The following is a 26,649-nucleotide window of genomic DNA, read 5'->3' on the forward strand; positions in this document are numbered from 1 at the left end:
AAGTATTTTCTCCTTGTCCCCTTGTCCCCTTCCCCTACCTCGCTTGCTGGCGCGTATATCTACCATCAAGTCCCTGTTTAATCCAACTCAAACACTCATACTCAGATTTGAATAATTTTGGTGCAGCAATATTATTCAATAAGTCTGGTGGGTAATGATCGTAGAAATATCTGTCATTTTCGTAGAAGATAATAATCAGATTGTTGCGGTAAATGTAGCGTGATAGAAAGCTATCTTTTTGACTACAAAAATCTGCATTTTGGTCAATATGCTCTTTGGCTATCTCCACAATATTACTAATGCTATTGCCGTAGATTTTAGCAGGATTCTCTGCTTTATGTAGCTGACTTTTGCGACCAACTTCTGACAAAAGTTTATACGAATAAATTTCGTATTGATCTACCTTGCCAAACACAAATGGAATGATGAGATATCCTTGGTATGAAACGGAATTTTCATAAAGAAGACGACTCATCTGAACCTCCTTTGATATAACAGATTGAACAACAACCGCCTCAACAAATCCACATTAGCAATCAACTCATTTCTGTTAGTTAATCTTGGCATTGTTGATATACTCTTGGTTATTTTGCCAAGAGGGGTGTGACCCCTTATTTTAGGGAATAATGATGTATCAGGTCTGATCAGAAAAGGATTGCAAAAACTATTATCACTCTTTTTAAAATGGTAAATACAAGAGAGATGGGAAAAGTCAAAGAATCATGAATTTGCAGAGTTTATTACTTTGATTTGCTCAACTCAACAATATTTCGTGGAAATTTAACCACAGAGACACAGCGAAAAGTCGGAGCGGAGGTTTCCTCCGCTCTGAACTTTTCAAGACAAAGACACAGAGTTAGAGGTTAGGCGCTACCAAAGATTAAGTTGATTGGGTGGATTTTCTAGGTGATTCCAAGGTAGGGGTGGAACGGATATGTTGTTTTGTTCTAATAGCTGTTGGAAATGACGGGCGGTGTTAGGCGATCGCTCTTCTAAGGGACAATGTACAAAGAAATAAATTCGTGTTCCTATTTCTAGCCACTGTTGAATTTGTCTCATCCATTCTTCCATAAATGGCTGATTTACTGCCAAATTAGGATGAGAAATAAACCGCACTAAGCTAAAAGGTGCAGTCAGGCTAAATTGTAATGGTACTTGGGGTTTACGTCGTTCTGATTGTAACTGGGGGTCATCATCTCCAGTATAGATGGGACGTGAATCTAACAGTACCCTGCCCACACCCAGAGTTGTTAAAAGTTGAGTTAAATCACTCCTGTGAGGTTCTTGGAACCAATGGGGATGTCTCACCTCTAGCGCCAGTGGTGCTGATGTACGTGGCCAAGCTGTTAAAAAATCAGCCAAATCGTCAATTAATGTTGGTGGATAACTTGGGGGTAACTGAGCAAATGTGGGGCCAAGATGCTTACCCAAAGGACGCATCCCCTCTAGAAAAGCTAAAGCTGCGGGAATATAAGGTTTTAACAAACCTTTATGAGTAATATCTCGTGGCAATTTTAAACAAAATTCAAAGCCAGGAGGTGTTTCTTTCGCCCAACGGCTGACAGTTTCTGGATTAGGTATGGCATAAAAAGTTGTATTACCTTCTACTGTTGTGAAGCGACGACTATAGAGATGGAGAAATTCTGTAGCGCGAGTTCCTGTGGGATATAGTTCACCCACCCAACCCTTGTACGCCCAAACAGCACAACCAATAAAAAACTTCACAAACCTTAACAAAAAAACTTGACAAACAAACCCACAATCTTAAAAAGCCTTAGCTACTCATAATACCCTACAGTCAGCCACACCAAAAAAATTAATAACCCATGACCAATGACTAATGACTAATGACTAATGACTAACAAAGATTGATGAAAACCAGAAATTTTTTCTTTCGGGAGATAACGAGTAAACCAATCACTAGCTAGTTCTGCAACTGCTTCTAACTTACCTGCTTCTGCAAATAAATGAGTGGCTTGGGGAATAATCTTCAGTTGCTTTTGTGTATTTAACTGTGCTGTGGCAAACTTATTCATCAAGATGAGTGGTGTGTCATAACCGCCAACAATCATCAAGGTCGGGGCTTGGACATGAGATAAAGCTGAACCAGCCAAATCAACACGTCCACCACGAGATACGACAGCCTGAACAGCTTTTGCCAGTGTTGCTGCGGCTACAAGCGCTGCACCAGCGCCCGTATTAGCGCCAAAGTAACCTACTGCTAGGTTGTGGGTATGTGGGTATTGGGCTAACCAAGCTGTACAACCAGCCAAACGCGATGCTAATAACTCAATATCAAAGTGTAAATGTTTTGTACGCGCGTCAATGGCTTCTTCTTCCAACGTCAGCAAGTCAATAATGAGAGTGGCAAATCCTACCTTGCGTAAGAACTTAGCCAAGTAAATATTACAGGGATGATAGCAACTGTTACCACCACCATTCACCAACACAACTATACCTGTAGCACCCTCTGGGATGACTAAACTACCTTGTAACTCTACTTGATCTACTTTGACCGACACTAAATCATCATAAATATGTCGTGTAAACATAGTCTCCATTAACTACACCTCCGTGTATGAGTTAATAGCGATCGCTCTTTTCCATATAGACAAAAATTCACATACTTATCAACAGTTGGTTTAAACATCTGCAACCAATGTACGACATTTTTATTCATTACACACAAATCATCAGAAATAAACCTCGTTGCTGAGAGCTTATATCATCAATCTTGTGTCTTATTAGACATACTTTACGTACTCAGCCAACATCTTAAGCTGTATTCAGCACCTTGAAGACTTCATAGGCTACAGCCAAACTACTACAAAGTTTCCCTAAAACTATAACACCTAAATAATTAGTGTTTTCATCTATAATTCTCCATATCCAATGAGTGTATGGGTTTAGGGTAATTTTTGTTAAAATAGCGGGGCTTTGGCTTGTGAGTTAAAAATTATGGCTTAGAGCAATAAAGCTGCATTCCTGTGTTACTTTTAATCATTAAGCAATCACCATTATTAATATCAGTCAAATTATTTCCTTGATTGTTGTTTTTCACAACCAGCGAGATTTGCCATAATAATGCTACGCTAATAGCGACAGATAGCATATACAAAATGGGCATATATTGATTTTTGACAACATTTGTCTTAGTCGATTTTTGTAGCTCTTGAGTATGACAAACTAATTTAGCTGGCCAGAAATGCTCATCAAAATTATAGTAACTTATTGATTATCTACTCCTAACAAAAGATTTTTTTTATAAAAACAAGTAAAGGTTTTAAAACACCTCTGCAACTGAATACTGACAAAAACTACATCCCTATACTTGTGGGAAGTTTTGATTTTTAGCCATAAAATTATCACACAAAACGGCAATTTTTCTAATATGAAATAGCTACTTAATGTTATTCATTAAGTAGCAATAGCTTTTAGCTCAATTTGTTGCTTTCTCAAATAATTAAAGCTTTTTTTTCATCAAAATAGTTCTAACGAAAGTCATAAATAAATCCATGACTTTAGTCACGATTGAAGATATATTCAGTAAGGCATAGTAAAGTTTAATTTGTGAAGTCAGTGTAGTTAAGTGTAGTGTAGCTTAAGAGGTTGTTTGAAAAGTCTAATATGTTGCTCTTATGGGCGATTAGAAATCGCGTCTACACAGACAAAACCCACCTCCGTGGGTTGGAAATCCTTGATTTTGTATTAGTCTAATTATATTCGCCCCATACTTTTCAAACATCCTCTAAACTCAAAATCTCATCTATGGTTGGGTTGTACATTACCTTCTAACTTGCACATTTTGGAAGCCTTATATGGCAAAACTTTTAGCCCTCCTTTGAAAAATGTGCTAGTTTCATTTGTTGCTAGTGGCGTAGTCCGCTAGTGGGAGGCTCATATCTTGCAGCAGGCGACTAGAAGTCGCGGCTACACAGACGAAACCCTCCTACGCGGGTTAAAAGCTTGATTTTACGTTAGTCCGCGCAGGCGGACTTGGTTTGTATAGCCAAGCCACTGCGTTGGGGAGATACTGCGTTGTGGGGGTTTCCCCCATTGAAGCAAGTGGCGTGCGATTTCTAATCGCTAGGGCTAGGTGCAAGATGTGATACCATTTCACGTTAATCATGATACACATAAATTATGTAGAGACGTTGCAATGCAACGTCTCTACTGTTCACATTTAAAGGAAATTGGTATGAGTTACTCACTCAATCTAAATTCAATACTCAAAAAAGGAGGATTTTTAGTTCTACTGGAAAAATTCTTACGCAAATGGCACTTTTCCAGTAAAAATTCAGTCGAGAGATAGCTGATGAATCTGATGGATGATTATGATGGCTGTTCAAAATCAAATCCGCAGTTTGTTAAGCACATCCAAGGGTGTCCAACATCCCAGTCAGAGAATACTTTGGAGTCGATGGGTTAACTTAGGTTTAGCTTTAGGGCTACAGTTTTGTCTACCCATGAGTTGCGTTACCGCCGCGACTAAAATCAAAGTCATGTCTCTAGGTGACTCTCTTTGTGCCAATAACATTACAGTTCTGCGTCAAACCGTAGCTGCAACTAAGTTTGGCTCTACTATAGATTGGGTAGGCACTAAAAAAGATAGCAAGCATTCAGACCGAGATAACGAATGTCATGGTGGATGGAGTGCGGCGCAAGTATGGCAAAAATCCGGTGCAAATATTCGTCTACCTGGGTGGGAGAAGCAACCAGGAAGTGTTCGTGACTGGGTGCAAAAGACTAAACCAGATGTGGTGCTAGTTATGCTTGGGACTAATGATTTTTTTGGAGATAAAGTCCGGGGTGATAAAACTTCCGGCTTACTGAAAGAATCTCTACCAGGAATTATTGATAGTATCTTGTCAATACGTCCCCAAGCTGCTGTTGTAGTGGCTTCTATTCCCCCATTCAAATGGGATATTCAGAAGGGAGTTGATCAGAATAAAACTAAAACTACAGCCAATGAATTTTTAAAGCAGTATATCAGTCAATTATCTGCCCAGAAAAAACGCATTTTCTTTGTGGATATGCACACTGCAATCATTAATCAGTCCAATCAGGAAAATATTTTTAGTCCTGATGGTGTTCACTTGAATAATCAAGGTAATAAGTTGATAGCCGAGGAGTGGAGTTGTGCCTTGAAAACAGTATTACAAGGTGGGTCAAAGCCTATTATCCCAGCAAATTGTAGCAGATAATTTACCAAAAAAAAGGACGCGCAGCGCCCTTTTTTTATCTATAAATTGGTTATTAAAGTGGAGTTCAGAAGTCATCTGAATTCTGACTCCTGACTCCTGAATTCTTATTGTTAAACCTTTGCTAATTCTGGTGTAGGACGTTTGCTGTTGCGAATATTGGTAATAGCTTCTGCATAATCCTTGGCGTTGAATACAGCTGAACCAGCAACGACTGCATTCGCACCCGCTTCTAGAACTTGCCAAGTATTGTTAGCCTTGAGTCCACCATCTACTTCAATCCAAGGGTCAAGACCCCGTTCATCACACATTTGACGCAGTTTGCGGATTTTTGGCAATACTTCAGGGATGAAACTTTGACCACCAAAACCAGGGTTAACGCTCATGATTAGTACTAGGTCAGCTAATTCTAGTACATATTCAATCAATTCTAGAGGCGTACCAGGGTTAAGTACTACTCCTGCTTTCTTCCCAAGTTCTTTGATTTGTCCCAAGGTGCGGTGGAGGTGTGGAGAAGCATTATGTTCAGCATGAACAGAAATAATATCAGCACCAGCTTTAGCAAAGCCTTCCACATATTTTTCTGGTTCCACAATCATCAAGTGGACATCCAGAGGTTTAGCTGTAACTGGACGAATTGCCTCCACTATCAGAGGACCTATTGTAATATTGGGTACAAAACGACCGTCCATTACATCAACATGAATCCAATCGGCTCCAGCTGCGTCTACGGCACGGATTTCGTCACCGAGACGGCTAAAGTCGGCTGATAGGATAGATGGAGCAATTACTATGGGTTTCTCAGATCGATTTTGGGTCATGGCTAGTGGGTTTTATGCGTCCTCGTCTGTAAGTATTGTAACAAAACACTGTAACAAAATATTGAGAATTTAGAAAATTTAGCAGTGGGGGAGTGATGAGTGCTGAGTTATGAGTGAGGGAGTGAGGGAGGGAGGGAGTGAGGGAGTGAGGGATAAGAAAAAAATCTGTTGACTAATGACCATTGACTAATGACCATTGACTAATGACTAATGACTAATGACTAATGACTAATGACTAATGACTAATGACTAATGACCATTGACCATTGACTAATTAACTATGACTAAAAAACTCAGCTGGATAATTTTGGGATTAAGTGCTACTTGCTTGAGTATGCCTGTGTTGGCTGCTGTACAAACTTCTTTAGGAAGTAGTGGTATTGATGCTTTTAGGTTACATCGATCGCCTTATAATTTACTCGGTCGCAAGATTGCCATTGGTCAGGTAGAAATAGGCCGTCCGGGGATGTTTGGTTGGGATAAAGCTGTGTCGAAAAACCGTGCTGTCTCACTGGCGGCGGTTTTTTTACGCAATGGCCCGGCTAAGTCTAATAATGGTGTTGACCCTCATGCTTATAATGTTGCTGGTGTGATGGTCAGTCAAGACAAGGGTTTACCTGGGGTTGCACCGGCGGCGAGATTATATTCGTCGGCGGTGGGTTCTACGAAAAATATGGGTCAACCAGAAGAGTGTATTTCAGCTCAACACATTGCCTTACAAAATGGTGGTGATGTGCGGGCGATTAACTTTAGTTTTGGTGAACCTCTCAACCGTGACCCCAGACCAGATGCAGTTCTAGATGGTAATGCTTTACTAACCCTGTGTGTTGATTGGTCTAGTCGGGTTCATGATGTGTTGTATGCGATCGCAGGCAATCAGGGTAAAGGGGGTATACCCATCCCTACAGATAATTTTAACGGAGTTAACGTCGCTTTTTCGTCTCGCAAAGGAGAGATGTTTAATAAAGTTGACGTTTCCAACTTGGCTGGGACTAATCAAGGTGTGAGTGGGCGCTTGGCTGGTAGGGAATTTAATGTGGGTGGTCGGCGTGCTGTGAGTATTGTTGCGCCTGGGAGTAATATTACTTTGCTCAACCCCGATGGCAAATTGAATAAAGTGACGGGGACTAGTTTTGCTGCACCTCATGTGACCGCAACGGTGGCTTTGCTACAAGAATTTGGCGATAGACAATTACGCACCAAAAAACCTAATTGGAGTGTTGATAGTCGTCGTCATCAAGTGATGAAAGCCGTTTTACTCAATTCTGCCGAAAAAATTCAAGATAGCGGTAATGGTTTGCGTTTGGGTATGACGCGGACATTAATTGATAAACAAAATCTCGATTGGTTAGCTTCTGATGCTTATCAAAACCCAAAAATTCCCCTCGATGCCCAAATGGGAGCAGGTCATTTAAATGCGTTTCGTGCCTATCAACAATTTAGCGCAGGTCAATGGCAACCAACAGCCGCAATTCCCGCTATGGGTTGGGATTATCGCCAAGTTGATGTGGGTAAATCTGTTGATTATGGGTTAGCAAAACCTTTAAAGCAAGGTAGTTTTGTGGCGATTACTTTAAGTTGGGATCGGTTAGTGGAACTCAATGATACTAATAGCAACCAGCAATTTGATGTGGGTGAAAAATTTAGTGATCGCGGTTTAAATAACCTCGATCTTTACCTAGTAAAATCTGATGCTAATAGTATAGAAACTGCTGCTGTTTGTGCTTCCATTAGTGAAATTGATAGTGTAGAACATATTTTTTGTCCTGTTCCTGCTAATGGCAATTACAAAATCCGTGTACAGTTTCGTCAACGAGTCAATGAAGCTACCCAACCTTATGCTCTAGCTTGGTGGACTGTTCCTGTTAATTGAAAATCACATTATGCACGCATTTAACAATAGCAAGACTGCCACAGATTTTACTCCCCTCTTCTACGAGGAGAGGGGTTAGGTGTGAGGTTAAAGCATAGTCCATCGAATTCACGTTTTATTACATGGAGTAGTTTAAAGTACAAATATTCAATCTGAAGATAGATTGAAAAAAATCAACGCTGTAAACATTAATCTTTTGTGTCACCTTACTAAAACTTCAGCCACAGTTATATTGTCTTTCTCCTACCACCTACTGTTACCAAAACTGTAACCATCGAGTGTTTTAGTTTTGTTAATGCCATAGTAAATAATTAATACAGCATTAACGTCAAGCTTGGTAGACAGCTAAAAAACTTTGGCAAGTGAGGTAGTAGCATGATTCAGCAGAAGTTCAGTGGGGTGAGAGAAAGTTTCTTACAAAGACGTTATGCTGTTAGCCTGGGAAGACGTTACGTTTTAGCAGCAGCTAGCGTTGTTTTACTTGGTGTAATCGGATGCTCTCAAGTTAATGGTAATTCTAGTGCGATCGCCCAGCCTAGTCTATCTCAAACAGACTCACCATTGCAAAAAAAAACAGTGATGCCGGATACTAAATTCGTTGATGCTAACAATAGATTTGGCTTCAAGCTGTTTTCCGAAATTGGGCTACAAAACACTCCACCAACCAAAAACATTTTTGTTTCACCTATGAGTATTGGTACAGCACTAGCCATAGCTTACAATGGCGCTAGTGGCTCTACCCAACAAGCAATGGCTAAAACCCTTGAGTTTCAGGGTATCAGTCTACCAGAAATCAACTCAAATTACGCTGCATTAAATAAGTTGCTCTCAAACCCAGATGCTAATGTCCAACTGAATATTGCTAACTCACTGTGGGTAAATCAAGATATTAGCTTGCGTCCTGATTTTATCCAAATAACCCGTGATTTCTATCAAGCCAAAGTGGCAAACATAGATTTTCAAAATGTCACATCTGTCAATACCATCAACGATTGGGTAAAAGACAATACTGGCGGTAAAATCAACAAGATTGTCAAACAAATTGCCCCCAACGAGGTGCTATTTTTAATTAATGCCATATATTTTAAAGGTAAATGGAGTCAAGAATTTGCTAAATCCCAAACAACTACACAGCCATTTTATTCGGTATCTGGGCAACAAAAACAACACCCAATGATGTCCCAAACGGGTGATTATAGATATTATGAAAATGACCAATTTCAGGCTGTGAGTTTGCCATATGGTCAAGATGGTAGAGTTAGCTTATATGTATTTCTGCCCAAACAAAAATCTAACCTCCAAGTCTTTCAGCAAAACTTAAATGCCGAGAATTGGGAAAAGTGGATGTCTCAATTTAATAAGCGTAAAGGCTCCATCAAATTACCCCGATTTCAGACAGATTACGAAATTACACTCAACGATGCGCTGAAAACATTAGGTATGGCGGAGGCTTTTACTAACAAAGCCGATTTTTCTGGTATAGGGAAAAATATTGCCATTAGTGAAGTTAAGCATAAAGCATTTGTAGAAGTAAACGAAGAAGGCACAGAAGCCAGTGCAGCTACCTCTGTAGGCTTTAGAGCTACATTCGCAAGACAGCCACAAACACCATTTAAAATGATTGTTGACCGCCCATTTTTCTGTGCAATTCGTGACAATCAAACTAAAAGTATTTTGTTCATGGGTGCAATTGTAGAGCCATGATTAGTTAGTTATTGGTTATTAGTCATTAGTCATTAGAGGATGTTTGAAAAGTATCATGCGTAACACCAAAATCTCAAAAACCTAACCCCTAACCCCTTCTCTACTAAGGAAGGGGAACAGGAAAATCAGGGTTTCAAAGCCTATTGACCTTTCGGGGAGCCAGTGCGTTGCGTATTTTTCCCCCGTTGTAGCAACTGGCGTGAGAGGTACTCTACGAGAAGCGCTGAGTGCAAAGCACACGCTAGCGAACGCTCTATGGAGAGGGGTTTATAGTATACTTTTTGACTTTTCAAACAACCTCTAAGAGAAGTAGTATGTATTTTCAGAACTTAGACTGTTGACTATTGACCATTGACTATTGACTATTGACCAATGACTAATGACTTTTTTCTTGTTCAACTAATGCCTTCTTGGCTTGTTTTAATTGCTTCCACAACAGGTGAATTTGTTTATAAGCTTCTTCTGGAGAAATCTTGCCATTAGTTTGCAAGCCACAAATATAATTCACTCGTTGAGCAAATTCTTGGAGATTGGCATTAAAGTTCAAATACTCTGGCTTGAATTCTCCACAATAGGGACTGCGAGGATAGAGAAAATCGCATAACTCTGAAAGAACATCAGACTGCGGGTTCATAAAATTTTACATCTTGAATAGTGAAAACTTAAGCTGGGAGATCAAATCTCAGTAAAAAATGGAGTTGGGGAATAAATTTCTTCATTTGTGCGTGTGTCTTTGTCTGGGTTTAGCTAAATTGTATTTAAAAATATAGCGATCGCTCAGTAGATGAGGAAATAACCTAATTATAAAATATTAAAACTAAAATAATTTCTAGCCTATTCCCTATTCCCTGCTATGGGTAATTATTGAGTAAGGTAGCAGATGGTTGAATATCTTTCAACCATCTACCACTAGCAGAGGTTAGGAGACAACTTATATATTTGTAGTTTTTATATTCATCTATTAATAATTTATAAAGTTCTAACCATTGATAGTTGACTTTTGACAAAATATCAGGGGTTAAGAAAATTAGCAGATGAGTAAAGTTATCCCATCTGCTTACAAGAACATATGGAGGTATAAGGTTGATGAATTAATGATTAGGCTGAGTAAAGAGAGATTAATTAGCATTAACTAATTCTTGAGTGGATGTGGCAGAAAATCTTAGAGCTTTAGTAAATTCTTGCAACACATCATGAAGTCTTTGCTCAATTTCTGCATCTAGACGGATGCTACCATCGGCTTGTTTTTCAATTTGTTTTTCCACAGCGTAGATGGTGGCAAGAATATGCCGCCCACCTAATTCAGATAGGATGGGTTTTAAAGCATATTCCACTGATAATAAATGAGCGATCGCTCCACCAGTCGCTATTGGTAAAATTATTTTGCCTGTCAATGATTTTTGTGGTAACAAGTCTAAAAATGTCTTGAGTACGCCTGTGTAAGCGGCTTTGTAGATGGGGGTGGCAATAATTACACCATCGGCTTTAGCTAGCAAGTCTTTTGGTTTTTCTAATGCAGGGCTATCATATCTGCCAAACACTAAATCTTCCGCAGGCAAATCACGCACAGATAAAATATCGACGTGCAAGCCTTCTTGTTGTAAAAGTTTGGCGGTATATTCTAGAATGCTGTAGGTTCTGGAAGGGTGAGAAGGACTACCAGCGATCGCTAAAATACGAGTCATTAAATTCAACTCCCTGTTTTTTATAGTTTTCATGCTTATAACCGCAGGATAGTTAAGAGACAAATGCGGCTTTCTCTTAGTGCTGCTGTTTGGAAAAATCTTTGTTAGCTACGACCTCACAGATAAGTCTTTTCCTTATAAATAACGGTAAGTCTATCGGTTTACCGTATTTTGTTGTTTATGAGTATTACACATTCTTCATGGATAAGCAAGAGACTTTTGTCAATTCTACTGTATTCCGACCGACTCAATGTATATTCAGCCTTGAGCAAAATCCCCGCAATCACACAAAAACCAATAATGAATAGTGCTGTATTTATATATACACTTAAAATTAAAATTTAATTTTTAAATTATAGACACTGTTAGCGATGTTCGCGTAGCGTCTCCCCTTGGGAGAAGGAGCGTCACCCGTAAGGGACAACAGTCCAAAATAACATGATTTTGACTATTGACTATTGACTATTGACAATGGACTATTGACCACCCTCATTTATGGTTTATTGGTTGAGTGCGTAAGTCCTATAGTTATTTTACCTAATGACAATTATTTGTTAAACTTTACTTAATTTACGGTAATGAAGTAGACTTACAGTACTTTAAGTATTCATTTAACTTACTGGCAATATATACAAAATCTATTTTTTATAAGGAGTAAAGCAATGGGGTCGATGTTGATTACTGCTGACGACTGGCCACACATAGGATTTAGATTAACAATGGCACTTGTAGTTGGTTGCATGATTGGATTTAACCGTCAGCAAGGGGGTAGGCCAGCAGGGATGAGAACATTTATGTTAGTGAGTATGGGAGCAGCTCTGTTTGTTATGATTCCTCTACAAGCTGAAGGAGATAGTCCTTATGCTGCTACCAATGCTTTGAGTCGAACAATTCAGGGTGTTGCTACTGGTGTAGGATTTCTTGGCGCAGGATTAATTTTGCAAGAATCCTCTAGTGAATTTACAGTACCTAAAGTCAGAAACTTAACTACAGCTGCTTGTGTTTGGACTGCGGCTGGATTAGGCGCAGCTATTGGTTGTGGTTTGTGGCAAATGGGATTAATCGGAGGGCTGTTAACTTTGATTACCCTCAGTGGAGTGAAGCGCATCAATAAAACAGTCAGAGTTAATCAAAGTTTAGCTAAACAGAGAAATGGTCAAACCATAATTGATACTTCTGAAGAAGATGATGAAAATAGCTAAATAGTAGTCTAGTTTAATTTTTGCACTGACTTACCTGTAGAGAAAACAGCGAAGAAAAGAGGTATAGATGTACAGTTTTTTTAAAAATTAGGTATTAATTCCACATAGCAGATTTCTTCAATTATGCTGAAATCTAGAGCAATTATCAGATTTAATGGATATACTCGAAGTCAAAAGCTAAACAGACGCGGGTATGATATTAGATTGGTTAGCTGTCTGGGGAGTAACTCAAGCTGTTGGTTTTGTTTTCAAGTCAATTTTTGAGGACTTAGCCAAGGATGCGGCGAAAGACTGGGCGAAGGATATATTAAAAAGTATACCTAATAACATTTTACAGCAACTCAAAAAAGAAGATATTGAAATTGCTGCTGGCAAAGCATTGAAAGAATTTTTGCAATTAATGCAGCAAGAATTAGAAGACGCTGACTTAGAAGATAACGAACTGCAAAAATATACCCAGCCTTTAAAGATTTTTATTCAAAATCAAGCTCTACAAAATATTCTGGGCAGTCCTTTTAACCCAGACTGCCAATTTATCAACTCTCAAAGTTTATCCCATGCTTGGTGTGAGATGAAATTGCCCAGTCTGCCTGATGAATTTGATTGGGAACGACTAGCTAAACGTTATCTTAAAAAAGTGAAGGCTATTATTCGAGAATCAGAAAAACTCCGGTCAATTCTTGATTCTCAACATTTAGAAGAAGTTAAAGATAGCTTACAAGAAATTGCGGGAATTCCCACAAATTTTGATTTATTGGGATACCAAGAAGGGTTGAATGAGCAATATGGTAATTTAAAGTTAGATAGTTTGGATACAACAGGTTATGCTTACAATGAATTAAAACTATGGCGAATGTTTATCGCCCAAAATGTGCGAGAAATTCATCAGGTTTTACCTCAAGTACATGAACTACCTAAAGAACATCTTAAACGTTTGCAAGAGAGTAACCAAATCGAAGATATTTCCCCAGATGAGGTGGAATATTACAAACAAGTTTATATTGATCAACCAATTGTTTCAGTATTAGATATTATTAATGATCGACAAAATTACAAATATATAGTGATTTTAGGAGATCCAGGTTCAGGTAAGTCTACTTTACTACAATTCTTAGCATTAAATTGGGCAGAGACACCTTTAGGAAATGCTGTTGCTACACCAATTCCTTTATTAGTTGAATTACGCACTTATATGCGTCGGCGCGAAAATAATGAATGTAGTAATTTTATTGATTTTTTTCATAAATGTAGTGGTATAGTTCACCATCTCAATCAACACAAATTGTCAGCACAACTCAAAGATGGTAATGCTTTGGTGATGTTTGATGGCTTAGATGAAGTATTTGAGCCAGGGAAAAGAGAAGATGTGATTACAGATATTCATCGCTTCACCAATGAATATCCTGATGTGCGGGTGATTGTCACTTCTCGTTTAATTGGTTATAAACCCCAAAGGTTGCGGGATGCTGAATTTCGCCATTTTATGTTGCAAGACCTAGAACTATCACAAATTCAAGACTTTATCAACCGTTGGCATGAATTAACCTTTGGTAAGCAAGTAGATAGACTCCGCAAGAAAGAGCGATTGCAACGAGCCATTGACACATCCCAAGCGATCGCTGAATTGGCCGGTAATCCCTTACTATTGACAATGATGGCTATTCTCAACCGGAATCAAGAACTTCCCAGAGATAGAGCCACCCTCTACGAACAAGCATCACGGGTATTGCTGCATCAATGGGATGTAGAACGCGCCTTGGTGGAAGACTATCGTTTAGATCCCAAAACGATTGATTATAAAGATAAGCAAGCAATGTTGCGTCAAGTTGCCTATCAGATGCAAACCAGTGAAAAAGGTTTAGCTGGTAATTTGATTAGTACTGGGAATTTAGAGAAAATTTTGATTCGTTATTTAAAGAATATTGAGTTTGAACAACCTGTGATAGTTGCCAGAGTCATGATTAATCAATTGCGGACTCGCAACTTTATGTTATCTTATCTGGGTGCAGATTACTATGCTTTTGTCCATCGAACTTTTTTAGAATATTTCTGTGCTTGGGAGTTTGTTTGGCAATTTAAAGAAACTCAAACTTTATCGATTCAGGATTTGAATTATCAAGTATTTGGTCAACACTGGCAAGATGAAACTTGGCATGAAGTCTTGCGCTTGATTACAGGCATGATTGAGCCAAGATTTGTTTGTGAAATCCTCGATTATTTAATGGCTCAAAATGGTGAGCAGGCAAAGTTTATTAACCTTTTCTTAGCCGCAAAATGTTTAGCCGAAGTCCGTAATCGTTTACTCGTTTCTACTACAGCTACTAAATTATTGCAGCACCTGAAAGGGTTAACTAAATATGACCTAAGTTACCATTACCAACCTTATTTAGATGAAGAAGAAACTAAAATAGTCCAAGAAATTCGTACCAAAGCAGTTGCGGCTGTAGCTACGACTTGGAAAGATGATTGGGAAACTCTCCCTTGGCTCAAACAACTAGCCACATCTGATGAACATGAATATGTTAGGCTGGCGGCATTACAAGAATTGGCTAGAGGCTTCAAAGATGATCCTGATACATTATCTTGGTTGAAGCAATGCGCCACCACGGATAATGATTGGATTGTTCGTCAAGCCGCAGTCCAAGAACTAGCCAGAAGTTTTAAAGATGACCCCGATACTTTACCAATTATTAAACAACGGGCGACCATTGACGATAGTGAATATGTCCGGCAAACCGCAGTCCAGGAGTTAGCTAGGAGTTTTAAATCTGACCATAATACATTATCCTGGCTGAAAAAATGTACTATCACCGACCATTCAGGTGCTGTGAGACAAGTTGCCGTGCAAGAATTAGCCAGGGGTTTTAAAGATAGTACTGACACCCTCTCTTGGCTGAAACAGTGCGCTAATGCTGATGATTGGACTATCCGCCAAGTGGCTATGCAGGAATTAGCCAGGGGTTTTAAAGATGATGCTGATACATTGTCTATTCTCAAACAAAGTGCGGCGACTGATGATAATGAATATGTGCGTCAAGCCGCAGTCCAAGAATTAGCCAGGGGTTTCAAAGATCACCCTGACACACTATCGATTCTCCAACATCTAACGATCGCTGACAAGTATTCTGATGTCCGTCAAGCCGCAGTCCAAGAATTAGCCAGGAGTTTTAAAGATGACTCTCAAACTATCCCCTGGCTAAAACAACACGCCACTATCAATAATGATCAGTATGTCCGCCGTACTGCATTACAGGAACTTGCTAGAGGCTTTAAAGATGACCCCGATACTCTACCGATTCTCAAAGGACGTGCTGTGGTGGATACCTACTCTGAGGTGCGCCGTGCGGCTGTGCAAGAATTAGCCAGGGGTTTTAAAGATGATCTTGATACATTAGCGATTCTCAAACAAAGTGCCACGACGGATAATAATGAATCTGTGCGACGGACTGCTGTGCAAGAATTAGCCAGAGGATTTAAAGATGATCCTGACACATTAGCAATTCTCAAAAAACGTGCGACAGCCGATAAATATGCAGATGTCCGTCAAGCCGCCTTACAAGAATTAGCCAGGGGATTTAAAGATGATCCTGATACATTAGCAATTCTCAAAAAACGTGCCACTGTTGATAAATACGCCGATGTCCGCCAAACTGCCTTACAAGAACTAGCCAAGGGATTTAAAGATGATCCTGTGATATTTGATGTATTTTACAATTGTGCCGTCAATGATCCCTTTACCCGTGAGTATAACTTTCAACGCAACCCCAGACAATTAGCCCTGGAAACCATCATCGAGCAGTATCCCCACCATCCCCAGACTATACAACTATTGAGCGATCGCACCAATCATGACCCCGATGAGCAAATCCGGGAATTTGCTGAGAAAAAGCTAAGGGAGATAGTTCGTAATGGTACTTTGAATAAGTAAGCTACATGATGCTTATTTTGTGTCATACCAATTCACTAAAAATCTAATACAGATCCAAACACGGAAACCCTTGTAGGCTCAGGCTTTCTTAATTTTGAATTTTGAATTTTGAATTTTGAATTGGTATCACAACGAGCGATCGTTTTTTATTTCTGTTCAATCCTGGTTCGGTGCTTTGATGGTACTCTAATTTGATGAGGGTCAAGAAAATCAATTAAATCGATCAGCCTACTGTGAATTAATATGATTCTTTCTAAATCAACTTTTGACGCATTTGCAATCATGTTAATATCATCTGCTAGCTTGGCAAACCAACCTGCAAACTCTGGATCGCTCATCTTTTTCACGAACGTTGCATAACCAATGCAATCATATCCAATTGTTTCCTTACTAAAACGAGGAATCGTCATGATTTCACCGATGGCTCGCTGTTCGCCATTAAAGAGACGGAAATTGACTCCAAGTTTGTACTGTCCGAATGCTTGATTGATACTGGCTAGGAGTTCACTCAAGCGACGATTTAGTTCTAAATCGCCTAAATCCAAAAACTGAATTTCTCGGCGGAGAATTTCTACCCAACCAAGATACTCCGCTACAACATAGAGAGTATTGTAAAGTGCATAACTTTGTGCGGAGGGTGATTCAGCGTAGAAACGCGCCAAAAACCTGTTTTTATGAATGTTGTACAAACGGCTTTGCAAATCAATTGCTGAACGCAACAAGGGATCTCTGTACCTAGACATCAAAGCAGCTGTCTGAGCTTCACGCGATTCGGCTTCACGCTGCTTCGTTAGTCGATCAGTTAATTGGGCAATGCGAGTTTGACCATATACACTGATAACTGCACTAATAACCGCGACAATCGCTGCAATTATCGCTGTAATAACTTCAGGCTTCATCTAGATTGCTTCTATAATCACTTGTTGCATCTTAACTTGATCTCAAATATGAACATCTAGTTTTTAAACCACTCTCGTCACATATAGCTCAAGCAAGATAAGTATTTCAGCTATTCCTCTAGACTCCAACCTAAAGCGGTGGCTACTTGATTAGCTAATTCTAGGGGATCAAAAGGTTTTGCGATCGCACTGACTATTCCCAGTTGAGAATAGCGGCGACGATCTGAAGCTTGAATTTTAGCGGTTAATAATATTACAGGTATTTCTTTAGTAACTAAGTTAGCTTGCAGTTTCTCAAAGGTAGCAATGCCATCCATCTCTGGCATCATCACATCTAAGAGAATAGCATCTGGTTGATCGGCTTGTGCTTTATCTATCCCTTCTTTACCAGAACTTGCCGTCATGACTTGCCAGCCTGCGACAGTTTCTAAGCAGATTTTGGCAACTTCTTGAATATACTGCTCGTTATCTACTACAAGAATTCGCTTTTTGTTCATGATAAGTTGGGGAATAGGCAATAGGGATTAGGGATTAGGGATTAGGGATTAGTGATTAGGGACTAGTATAGGACTCATATTTGATTTTTAAACAAAACTCAGTACACCTTTATTCTTTCTTCCCAGTCCCCATTACCCCTTATCCCCAGAGGGGGCCCCGAGTTCCCCAGTCCCCAGTCCCCAATCCCCACTTACTCCTGATGTCTTTTATGGGTAATTCGCTGGAGTAGTTCGATAACTCTTTGTTCAAACTCTTGGGTGGTGACACGTCCTTTAGTTAAAAATTCTGTATGTCCTAGCTTGAGGCGTTGACGTTCTGACTCGTCTAAATCTCTAGCAGAGTAGACTACTACCGGTACATTGCAAAGGCGATTGTGTTTTTGCAACCAATCTATGACGGCAAACCCGTCGGTTTCTGGGAAAATTAAATCGAGAATTAGTAAGTCGGGATTGACTGTTTGGCTGAGGCGGATGGCTTCTTTGCCTGTTTTGGCTAAAAAGGTTTCAATGTCGTGTTTTTCTAACAGAGTGATCAATACTTCTGCTAAATCAGGATCGTCCTCCACAATCAAAATTCGGACTCTTTGAGAAGATGTAGCGATCGCTTTTCTGAGAGACTGTAATAAGTAGCTTTCTTGGACTGGTTTACTTACCCAATCCACAAAATCATGACTAGGTTGACTAGAGCTAGTCTGTTGATAAACACTGCAAATCACAATGGGGATATCTTTTGTTGCGGGACGTTGCTTTAACATTGCCATTGTTTCCCAGCCATTAATCCCAGGCATCAGCAAATCTAAGATAATGATATCTGGATGTTGTATGGATGCGGTAGCGATCGCTTCTTCACCGGAAGCTACTGTGACAACTCGGTATCCCCCTTGTTCTAGCAGAGTTTGTAGTTCGATGCGGATGAGAAGATCATCATCACAGACTAATACTAGCGGTATGTGAGCAGCATCAGAGTCAGCCAACTCGGACTTTTGCGGTAAGGAAATAATTGGTAAAGTGAAGTAAAAACTACTACCTTCACCCAAGACGCTTTCTACCCAGATGCGCCCGCCATGTTGTTGTACAATACTTTGACAAATTGCTAACCCTAAACCAGTACCTTCGTGATTGCGGGAGTCGGAGGAATCCACTTGTTGAAACCGTTCAAAGACACTATTGATTTTGTCAGAGGGAATTCCCCGTCCGTGATCTTTGACTGTCACTAACAGTTCATTGTCTTGTTTCTCCACTATCAACCATACTGTATTCCCCCCGTCCGAAAATTTAATTGCGTTACTCAGGAGATTTGTGAAAGTTTGCACAATCCTGTCTGCATCTACCCATAACTGGATCGATAGGCTAGAAATAGATAACTTTATCCCAGCTTTGTTAGCTAACGGCTGCATAATACTCACTGCTGATGCTACCAAGTCATTGAGATTGCAGATTTCTCGTTCCATTTTTACCCTACCTGACTCAATCCGTTCAATATCGAGAATGTCGTTAATCAGGCGTACTAAGCGTTCTGTACTATCGGTAGCAATTTGTAGCAAGCGTTTTCCTGATGGTGAATCGGCTGTTAATAAACCACTAGCAAGCATTCCCAAGGAACCGTGAATTGAAGTTAGGGGTGTGCGGAGTTCATGACTAACGACAGAAACAAACTCGTCTTTCATCCGTTCAATCTGTTTGCGCTCTGTAATATCACGTAAAATTGCCGTATAAAAAACTTCTCCATTTAGATGCAATTTAGATATGGAAGCCTCCGCCGGGAATTCTGTACCATCCTGACGACAACCAAATATTTCCTTCCTTTCACCCATGCGTCGGGCTAAACTAGCAGCCTGACCAAAGTCTTGTACGTGTTGACGATGGACTTGAAAAAAACGTTGTGGAATGAGTACATCAAGACGCTGACCGATAATTTCTTGGGCAGAATAACCAAAGATTTTCTCTGCACCTTGGTTAAATAATGTGATCTTTTGGTTGGCATCCATAGAAATAATGGCATCATCAGCAATATCTAAAATTCGCGCCAATCGTACTTGAGAGATCCTTAATGCTTCTTCAATCCGTAGGCGTTCATCAAGTTCTGACTGCAACTGTCGATTGACATTGATTAACTCAGCAGTCCTTTCTTTGAGTGCGGCTACGACTGGTTGGGAATGACTCACACGATGTAGTAGCTTCACCCGTTCTAAGCGATTGATAATTCTCGTAACTAGTTCTGGCCCAACAATGGGTTTACTAACAAAGTCATCAGCGCCGACACTAAACACCTGATTAACCATTTCCCCATCGTTGTGAACTGTCAAAAACAGTATGGGTAGTTCACTCCATTGCGGATCATTACGAACTACTTGACATATTTCGATACCAGTAGTGTGTGGCATTTCCACATCTAGAATTAACAAGTCTGGCTGAACATCTGCTAATGTTTCCCAAAACTGGCGTGGATCTTTGAGGGTAATGACTTGTAGCCCCCAAGGATGGAGTAAGATTTGTAATAGTGCGAGAATTTGCGGATCGTCATCTACGGCTAAGACTTTAGCTTCTGCATGGCTGCTTTGTTGCAGTATTTGAGCGATCGCTTCTATCATCTCACTAGCACTCATAGGCTTTTGTAAAAATGTGTGTCCACCTTGACGCGCTAGCTGCAAGCGGTGTTGAAAATCTGCTTGTTCTGTAAAAATTACTACTGGTATAGGTGGTTTATATTGTGCTAATTCTGCTAGAAAGCGCAAATTATCTTCTTGCTGGGAAGTAACGCTCGGATCAAGTAAGACAAGATGAGGATGTCGTTGGTATAATATATTTCTAGCTTGCTCCAAACTATGAGCATTAGTCACAATAAATTTCCCATCATTAGCGGCTGGTGCTAATTGTTCAGCTAAAACCACATCTCTATCCACAACCAATACTAAAGGCAGTTGTTGATTAACTGGTGAAGATAATGCTTCTGGTTCCTGTGCAGCAATCTCTTTTCTTAATGACTGCACCCAATTTTGCAAGTTATTAATATCGGTGGATGTTAAATGATTTCTAGATTTTAATAACTGTTCTATTTTACGTGCTAGCTTTGAGCCTTCCGGTAGACCAAAAGTACCCAAGGAACCCGCCAGTGTATGAGCTTCTTGTGTAGCTTGCAAACATAAATCTGGATTTAAAGCCTCTTGAAACAGAGCAATTACTACTTGCTCTAACACCTTCACTTGCTCATCTATCCGTCCATAGAATTTGTGCCAAATTCCGGCTATTGCTGCTAGTGTTTGCTGTTGATGAGATTTGCTTTTGGGTAGGGATGGCGAATTTTTGATCTGTTCCTTACTCCCTGATTCCCCTGCTTCCTGCGATTTGAGCCGATAGCCAATTCCATATACTGTTTCAATTAAATCATGAGGCGCTCCCACATTTCTCAACTTCATGCGCAACCCTTTAATATGAGTCCGCACTGCTTCTTCTTGGGGAGTATCTTCATAAGACCAAATATGCTCTAAAATCATGCTACAGCTAAATACCCGGCGGCTATTGCGTAAAAATAACTCTAGAAGTGCATATTCTTTAGGAGTTAGTGATAGTAAATGTTGGTTATAAGTGACTTCACAACTACTAGGATCAAGCCGCAAATTTCCCCATTCTAAAATTGGTTGGGCTGTTGTTCCTCCCCTACGCAATAAAGCTCTAACACGTGCCACCAATTCCTCTTCATCAAATGGTTTAACGACATAATCATCTGCACCTGCATCTAAACCGATCGCTTTCTCATGACTGCTATCACAACCTGTTAACAAAAGAATTGGCATTTGCCGACCACTAGACCTAATTTGCCGACAAAGACTGATACCATTCAGCTTTGGTAGCATGACATCTAACAAAATTAAATCATAGTCGTAAGTCTGAATTAAATCCCAAGCTGTATCACCATCAACGGCAACCTCAACTACATAGTTTTGGTTAGTGAGAACAGCTGTCAGTGCATAAGCATTTAATTTATCATCTTCAACAACTAAAATTTTCATATTAAAATCAGTCATTAGTCATTGGTCATTGGTCAATAGTCAATAGTCAATAGTCATTAGTCATTAGTCATTAGTCAACAGATTTTCTTCTTGTCCCTCACTCCCTCACTCCCTCACTCTTTACTCAGTACTCATAACTCCTCACAAGTTCCTCAAATTTTTCTTATACAAATAATAGGTAATAGTCATTGGTCATCACTGCGTTATACCAATTCACTAAAAATCTGATACAGATCCAAACACGGAAACCCTTGTAAAACCAGGCTTTCTTAATTTTGCGGAAAGTTGCGTGCGGGGGTTTCCCCCGTTGAGCAAACTTTCCAAGACGAATTTTGAATTTTGAATTGGTATTACTCCTTAACTCTCGAAATCCAGAGGTTTATATGCTGAACAAGATTCTAGTTGCATTAGATCGCTCAGAAATAGGACAACAGGTTTTTGAGCAAGCATTGGTTTTAGCAAAGGCAACACAAGCTAAGTTATTGCTGCTGCACGTTCTGTCTCCAGAAGAAGAAGGCAGTCCCCATATGCCAATGATATCTAGTTATGACTACTACCCAGGACTAAGTGGTCAAAGTTTTGAAGTATATCAAAAACAATGGGATAGCTTTAAATCAGAAGGCTTGGCAATGTTGCAATCCCTCAGTGCTAAGGCTAATCAGGCTGAAGTATCCACAGAATTTGCTCAAACTGTGGGAAATCCTGGTCGCGCCATATGTAAATTAGCTACTACTTGGGATGCTGATCTAATTGTAATGGGACACCGGGGTTTATCTGGATTAAGAGAATTATTTCTTGGTAGTGTTAGTAATTACGTATTACATCATGCTCCTTGTTCAGTGCATATAGTACGTGGTCTAGTGACAATTCCCCCATCCGAGTTTCCAACAACCTCTTATCCTTCCCTAATCTCCAAAGTATCAAAATGATGAATTATTGCTAATAGCGATCGCCTGTAAAAATACCGTCGTACAATTGTGGAAATGCTATTTGCACAAGTTTCATCACGTTTGTTCATTGTGTGTTGTACTCATTGCAACCTTGTCTGTCAGTCCCAGAGAACATGAGCAAATCCAGCTCAAATTTTTAGTACCGCGAGAAAAAACAACAATGGAATCTTTGAAAATGGGGAATAAGGAATCGGGAAGAAGAAATGAGGAAATGGGGGAAGCACAAGGAAATGCGTCTACATTCTTCCCATCCCTACCAGTATCAGGAGGTGTAGCTGATGTCCAAAATCACCAGAATCTCACACAACCAAAGGAAAACTCTTCGTCCTTTGTCTATGTGTCTGTCTCCAACTTCTTTAAAAACCCTATTTTGGTGGCTGCTACTGTTGGGGATACTGACACTGTATATATTCCTGGGTTTAGGAAGTCTAACATCTCCAACAGCGATCGCGGCGGTTCATCAGTCAGAAGCAGTATCCGTAGAAACTCTTTATCCCTCGTTGACAAAATTAGATGATTAATTACAGTGCGTCAACAGTCAATAGTCCAAAAAACTTGATTTTGACTATTGACTATGGACTATTGACCACCCCCAGAAGGGTTTATTGGTTGAGTGCGTAAGTTCTAATTTTTAACATCTTGCAGAACGGGGTAGCATAAATTTCTCACCTTCTGCGGCAAATTTACCACGAACCATTAAAAATGTTGCTTCTAATTGATGAGGTAATATTTGAATGTTTTGCACATTCAAAAGGTCTGGACTAAAGTAAATAATTACTTCATTAATAGGTTGAGATACTCTTGCCAAAATATCACTTAAATGATATGTCTTGGTACTGACTAAATCGAAAATATGCAGTTGATTCTCTTCTATATTTATAGAGGCGATTAAATCTAAATCTTCTGCATAATATAATGATCTACTGCCTTCATTGACACAGAATACTGGCTTTTCATTCACCACTCCAACGATGTGAGAAACAGGTGCGCGTGTTTCTAAAAGTCTGTGCAATAATGTGACATCTTTACTATCAGAAAAATCTAGGATTCTCCAGCTATTTTGCTCACTTCTAAAATTGCCCTGCACTTTGAAGATATATTCTTCAATCACCCGAAATCCAAAAGGTGAATAAAACTCTGGATTTGGTGTTGTTAAAACTAGTGTTTCATAAAGTTGATCACAATATGCTAGTACTTCTTGCATAACTTCACGATAGTAGCCTCTCCTGCGAAATTCTGGATGGGTAGCTACTCCGTGGACTCCGCCAACAGTTACCCTTTGTCCCATAATTTGCATCGGTATCTCTAATACACCCACATGGGTAATAGCCTGATCATCATGAAACCGCATAAAGGGAGTAGAAGCACTTTCCCAAGGTGCGCCAAGCTTTCTAGCACATTCTGCTAAACTCTTGAGTCCGGGAAATGTGATTTCCATCAATTCAAAAAGGCGATCGCTTAATTGAGGATCATCAGCAAACGACTGTTTAAAACGATACTGATTCATCACTGTAGTATTACATTTATAAAACACTGTGTACTACAATAATACAAAATCAATGCCACTAATTTACGAGTATAAAAATATCTTATATACATATATAAAAATACACATTATTTTTAGTCCAATCTGCCTCTTTAGTTAGATGTGGAGAATATCACTATCTGTTGTATTAAACATATGTGTAAGGAGTGATTATTGAGGAGTGGAAAGTAAAATATTTTTCACTTCTCATCTTTTTAGAAACCAATAACTAATAACCAATAGACATCGACCGAATTTAATTCTGCATTGCCCAAAATCCTTGTAGAGACGTTGCACTGCAACGTCTCTACATTCATTTTCGGAGATGTCTAATGACTAATGACCAATGACTAATGACCTTCAACTACTGGAACTAAACCACTCCCTACTCCCCACCCCTCACTTTCAATATCTTGATCTTGATAAATTTCTGCTTGCAGTGGTTTGTAAATCAACTCATACCAACAATGACCGACGGTAGTATCAAAACCATCAGGTTGACCACGCATAAATAGATGTAGACATTTAGCAGCATAACCGGGTAACAATTGCCAAGAGAAACAATTATAATTGCCGTGATGAGGATGAGCGATCGCTTCTATATGCAAACTCGTTGCTAAACCATAAGCAGCATAGGGAGGATTCATCGAACCAACAGCAAACCAATCAGGAACAGGAAAAACTTGCTCAATTTCTTGAGTTTTCCCCATATTCATGTAAGCAAAATAGTTCAATCCAAAGGGTAAATTAACTAATTCTGGCCCATTGCCAATTTTGTCTTCTGGATTCTTCGGTTTTCCCTTGACAAACAATTCTTCAATCAAATAGTTTGCCCCAGCATACAAACTAATTACCCGATAAAGTTCACAAATTAAATGCCGATTTTGTCCGGTTACTGGATCTGCACCCAGATAATCAAATGGTTCTGAAGCAATGGTAATACTGGCACGCACCGCACCGCTAGATTGAGTAACTAAACGATAAGCATGATTAAATAGAGAAACTTGGTAGTAAGGTGATTTAGGGTGAGAAGCTCCTGGTAGTTGCAATTCACTCACCTGCATACAACGCTTTTCTGGGTCTTGTCCTAACCATTCACCCATAGCTGCTCGTACAGGATCAAGTACTTCCTGATGATCTAACTGCACACTTGTCGCTGAACCAGAAAACCAATTGCGTCCGTTATCTTCCGGTGCAGGGATTAAATTGAACCAGACAATTAACCGATCATTTACCAGTCGCACCCCCCGTTCTCGTCCATCTGTACCGTAGACTACCTCTAAAAATGGCTCATTTAATTTGGTGGGTATTGGTTTTCCTCGATCTACACGAATAAACCCCGAAGCTAAGACATCATCTTCAGAACTTGGGGGAATCGGCTTTTCCAGAGCAAAAACCAGCGTATCACGAGAAGAATCTTCCGGATCAACTCGGTCAATTTGCGCTTTAATTGGTGTGCGAGCTAAGTCACGCAGATCACTTAAGACAAGTTCTGCTGGTGAGATTTGCCATTGTTGGGCTAGCGGCTGCCAAGGTATTGTGACATAACCACTACGCCAATAATTAGACGGATTGAAAATAGTTAATAAATTCAGGCATGGCATAGATTAGCCCTCCTGGGAAATTTTAAAAAACAGTAAATTTAAATAAGTTCATGGCGTAGGCGATACCTACAGTCAGCTACGCTAACGCCTAAAGTAGAGCTAAGTTTGAAAGTATAAGAAAAATTTGAGGAACTTGTGAGGAAATAGAGAACGTTAGAAAACGAAATAAATAAAAAGTGCCAAGTAATTGTTATTAAAATCGATATAACAAAACCATTTGTGAGGCTGTTTTATGACTGAAGTTAATGAGCAGCAGCCCATTAATAAAGCTACTACATTAATTGAGATGTATACTGCGGGAAAGCGAGATTTTAGCCGAGCCGAACTGGGAGACGCTGATTTACAAGGGGTTGATCTCAAAGGCGCTGACCTGAGTTACGCTGACTTAAATACAGCCAACCTCAAAGGCGCTAATCTCCGAGGTACTGATTTTAGCTTTGCCGATCTGAGTCAAGCTAATTTACAAGACGCAGATTTGCGAGGTGCATTATTAATGTCAGCCAACCTGCGCCTAGCCAACCTCCAAGGCGCACATCTAGAGAAAGCAGACTGCGATCGCCATACCCATTTTCCTGATAATTTCGACCCTATCGCCGCAGGTTTGCAAATAAAAGCATAATCCTCAATATTCCGATTAGGCGATCGCTATCAGACCAGTCTCTAGACTATCGTAGACATCATGAATTTTGTTATGTAAAAATGAATTGAGGATTTGAAAAGCTTCGGAGTGCCACGGAGATGTCTCAACTA

The 26,649-nt window shown here is 39.7% G+C and carries 20 protein-coding genes; 8 read left to right on the forward strand and 12 right to left on the reverse strand.

The genetic code is table 11. The features are described from left to right. Positions 1-34: 34 nt before the first annotated feature. From FD725_RS20530 to FD725_RS20545, 4 genes are all read right to left on the reverse strand, one after another. Positions 35-475: a hypothetical protein gene (locus tag FD725_RS20530; RefSeq protein ID WP_179049856.1), complete on the reverse strand. Its 441-nt coding sequence runs from the start codon at positions 473-475 to the stop codon at positions 35-37. Between the two features lie 395 nt (positions 476-870). Beyond that, a complete protein-coding gene (locus FD725_RS20535) occupies positions 871-1,725 on the reverse strand; it encodes a DUF72 domain-containing protein (RefSeq protein ID WP_179049857.1) in 855 nt (284 codons plus the stop codon). A 119-nt stretch (positions 1,726-1,844) separates the two neighbouring features. Further along, the gene (locus FD725_RS20540; RefSeq protein WP_256871675.1) at positions 1,845-2,561 is read right to left on the reverse strand and encodes a dienelactone hydrolase family protein; all 717 of its coding nucleotides are present in this window, start codon (positions 2,559-2,561) and stop codon (positions 1,845-1,847) included. A gap of 395 nt (positions 2,562-2,956) precedes the next feature. Continuing rightward, the gene (locus FD725_RS20545) at positions 2,957-3,127 is read right to left on the reverse strand and encodes a hypothetical protein (protein WP_179049858.1); all 171 of its coding nucleotides are present in this window, start codon (positions 3,125-3,127) and stop codon (positions 2,957-2,959) included. 1,207 nt (positions 3,128-4,334) lie between these two features. Here FD725_RS20545 and FD725_RS20550 point away from each other — a divergent pair. Continuing rightward, positions 4,335-5,204, forward strand: a complete 870-nt coding sequence (locus tag FD725_RS20550) for an SGNH/GDSL hydrolase family protein (protein ID WP_179049859.1) — start codon at positions 4,335-4,337, stop codon at positions 5,202-5,204. A gap of 110 nt (positions 5,205-5,314) precedes the next feature. Here the strand turns inward: FD725_RS20550 and rpe are convergent, their stop codons facing one another. Beyond that, complete coding sequence (gene rpe, locus FD725_RS20555) at positions 5,315-6,022, reverse strand: ribulose-phosphate 3-epimerase (RefSeq protein WP_179049860.1); 708 nt, start codon at positions 6,020-6,022, stop codon at positions 5,315-5,317. 280 nt (positions 6,023-6,302) lie between these two features. Between rpe and FD725_RS20560 the strand changes: the two genes are divergently transcribed. Together FD725_RS20560 and FD725_RS20565 are read left to right on the forward strand one after the other, a co-directional pair. Then, positions 6,303-7,895 carry a S8 family serine peptidase gene (locus FD725_RS20560; protein WP_179049861.1) on the forward strand — a complete coding sequence of 531 codons (1,593 nt, stop codon included), beginning with the start codon at positions 6,303-6,305 and terminating at the stop codon, positions 7,893-7,895. Between the two features lie 375 nt (positions 7,896-8,270). Further along, positions 8,271-9,599 carry a serpin family protein gene (locus FD725_RS20565; protein ID WP_179049862.1) on the forward strand — a complete coding sequence of 443 codons (1,329 nt, stop codon included), beginning with the start codon at positions 8,271-8,273 and terminating at the stop codon, positions 9,597-9,599. A 376-nt stretch (positions 9,600-9,975) separates the two neighbouring features. On the opposite strand, the gene FD725_RS20570 is transcribed toward FD725_RS20565, so the two are convergent. Both FD725_RS20570 and ssuE read right to left on the reverse strand, forming a co-directional pair. After that, the gene (locus FD725_RS20570; protein ID WP_179049863.1) at positions 9,976-10,233 is read right to left on the reverse strand and encodes a hypothetical protein; all 258 of its coding nucleotides are present in this window, start codon (positions 10,231-10,233) and stop codon (positions 9,976-9,978) included. Positions 10,234-10,717: 484 nt separating this feature from the next. Next, complete coding sequence (gene ssuE, locus FD725_RS20575) at positions 10,718-11,284, reverse strand: NADPH-dependent FMN reductase (protein WP_179049864.1); 567 nt, start codon at positions 11,282-11,284, stop codon at positions 10,718-10,720. 662 nt (positions 11,285-11,946) lie between these two features. Between ssuE and FD725_RS20580 the strand changes: the two genes are divergently transcribed. Both FD725_RS20580 and FD725_RS20585 read left to right on the forward strand, forming a co-directional pair. Then, complete coding sequence (locus FD725_RS20580; RefSeq protein WP_218653128.1) at positions 11,947-12,486, forward strand: MgtC/SapB family protein; 540 nt, start codon at positions 11,947-11,949, stop codon at positions 12,484-12,486. A gap of 193 nt (positions 12,487-12,679) precedes the next feature. Next, positions 12,680-16,414 carry a HEAT repeat domain-containing protein gene (locus FD725_RS20585; RefSeq protein WP_179049865.1) on the forward strand — a complete coding sequence of 1,245 codons (3,735 nt, stop codon included), beginning with the start codon at positions 12,680-12,682 and terminating at the stop codon, positions 16,412-16,414. A gap of 146 nt (positions 16,415-16,560) precedes the next feature. Here FD725_RS20585 and FD725_RS32625 read toward each other — a convergent pair whose 3' ends face one another. The 3 genes from FD725_RS32625 to FD725_RS20600 all read right to left on the reverse strand — a co-directional run bounded on the left by FD725_RS32625 (position 16,561) and on the right by FD725_RS20600 (position 21,820). Beyond that, positions 16,561-17,313 (reverse strand): hypothetical protein, encoded by a 753-nt coding sequence (locus FD725_RS32625; protein ID WP_256871676.1) that lies wholly within the window; start codon positions 17,311-17,313, stop codon positions 16,561-16,563. A 110-nt stretch (positions 17,314-17,423) separates the two neighbouring features. Continuing rightward, a complete protein-coding gene (locus FD725_RS20595; protein ID WP_179049866.1) occupies positions 17,424-17,810 on the reverse strand; it encodes a response regulator in 387 nt (128 codons plus the stop codon). A gap of 191 nt (positions 17,811-18,001) precedes the next feature. Next, positions 18,002-21,820, reverse strand: a complete 3,819-nt coding sequence (locus FD725_RS20600) for a response regulator (RefSeq protein WP_179051623.1) — start codon at positions 21,818-21,820, stop codon at positions 18,002-18,004. A 383-nt stretch (positions 21,821-22,203) separates the two neighbouring features. Between FD725_RS20600 and FD725_RS20605 the strand changes: the two genes are divergently transcribed. Together FD725_RS20605 and FD725_RS20610 are read left to right on the forward strand one after the other, a co-directional pair. Further along, positions 22,204-22,749 carry a universal stress protein gene (locus FD725_RS20605; protein ID WP_179049867.1) on the forward strand — a complete coding sequence of 182 codons (546 nt, stop codon included), beginning with the start codon at positions 22,204-22,206 and terminating at the stop codon, positions 22,747-22,749. A 181-nt stretch (positions 22,750-22,930) separates the two neighbouring features. Further along, a complete protein-coding gene (locus FD725_RS20610) occupies positions 22,931-23,287 on the forward strand; it encodes a hypothetical protein (protein ID WP_179049868.1) in 357 nt (118 codons plus the stop codon). A gap of 114 nt (positions 23,288-23,401) precedes the next feature. Here FD725_RS20610 and FD725_RS20615 read toward each other — a convergent pair whose 3' ends face one another. Together FD725_RS20615 and FD725_RS20620 are read right to left on the reverse strand one after the other, a co-directional pair. Next, the gene (locus FD725_RS20615) at positions 23,402-24,277 is read right to left on the reverse strand and encodes a GNAT family N-acetyltransferase (RefSeq protein WP_179049869.1); all 876 of its coding nucleotides are present in this window, start codon (positions 24,275-24,277) and stop codon (positions 23,402-23,404) included. Positions 24,278-24,645: 368 nt separating this feature from the next. Further along, on the reverse strand, positions 24,646-25,899 hold the full coding sequence (locus FD725_RS20620) for a hypothetical protein (protein WP_179049870.1): 1,254 nt from the start codon (positions 25,897-25,899) through the stop codon (positions 24,646-24,648). A 232-nt stretch (positions 25,900-26,131) separates the two neighbouring features. On the opposite strand from FD725_RS20620, the gene FD725_RS20625 reads away from it, so the two are divergent. After that, positions 26,132-26,518: a pentapeptide repeat-containing protein gene (locus FD725_RS20625; RefSeq protein WP_179049871.1), complete on the forward strand. Its 387-nt coding sequence runs from the start codon at positions 26,132-26,134 to the stop codon at positions 26,516-26,518. Positions 26,519-26,649 lie beyond the last annotated feature (131 nt).

This window comes from Nostoc sp. TCL26-01, assembly GCF_013393945.1.
Classification (GTDB): Bacteria; Cyanobacteriota; Cyanobacteriia; order Cyanobacteriales; family Nostocaceae; genus Trichormus.